Raw genomic sequence first — 937 nt, 5'->3', positions numbered from 1 at the left:
GCAAACGGACTGGCACGCCACCTTCGCCGTGCCGACCGAGCGCCGCAGCTACAACGCGGCGGGTACGCTCATAGCCAAGCAGACCTGGACCTACAACCCCCGTGGCCAGGCGTTGACGGCGTCGAGCATCGATCCGGCCGCCGCCACGACGCGCACCACCACCACGACCTACTGCGAACAGTCCAACGTCACCGCCGGCACCTGTCCGCGGGTGGGGCTGGTCACCGCCATCAACGGCCCACGCACCGACGTCAACGACACCACCAGCTACAGCTACTACGCCACGGATGCCGCGACCTGCGCGACCGCGCCGGCTACCTGTCCGCACCGCAAGGGCGACCTGTGGAAGGTGACCGACGCGCTGGGCCACGTCACCGAAACCCTCACCTACGACGGCGCTGGCCGCGTCCTGTCGGTCAAAGACGCCACCGGCGTGGTCACCGACTTCGAGTACGCCCCACGCGGCTGGCTGACCGCCCGCAAGCTGCGCGGCCCCAACAACGCCAGCGAGGCCGACGACCAGATCACCCGCATCGAGTACTTCCCGACCGGGTTGGTGAAGAAGACCACGCTGCCCGACGGCAGCTACACCTCCTACACCTATGACGCCGCGCATCGCCTCACCGACATCACCGACGGCGCCGGCAACACGATCCACTACACCCTGGACAACGCCGGCAACCGCACCAAGGAAGACACCAAGGACAGCGCCAATGCGCTGGTGCGCACCCTCTCGCGCGTCTACAACCAGCTGGGCCAGCTGCAGACGCACCTCGACGCGTACACCCACGCCACCACCACCACCTATGACGCCAACGGCAACGCCGACCAGACGACCGATGCGCTGGGCCGCGTGGCCGACAACGATTACGACCCGCTCAACCGCCTGAGCCGGACCATCCAGGACCTGGGCGGCATCAACGCCACGACGCAGTTC

1 pseudogene is annotated in these 937 nt (G+C 67.9%); it reads left to right on the top strand.

The features are described 5' to 3' along the window. Positions 1-937 (top strand): annotated as a pseudogene (locus tag ACYVJ8_RS11275) (RHS repeat protein); the annotation flags it as partial.

It is taken from the genome of Lysobacter terrae, from assembly GCF_054782215.1.
Note: the sequence above shows the minus strand (reverse complement) of the source record. Positions and strands in the feature narration are given on the sequence as shown.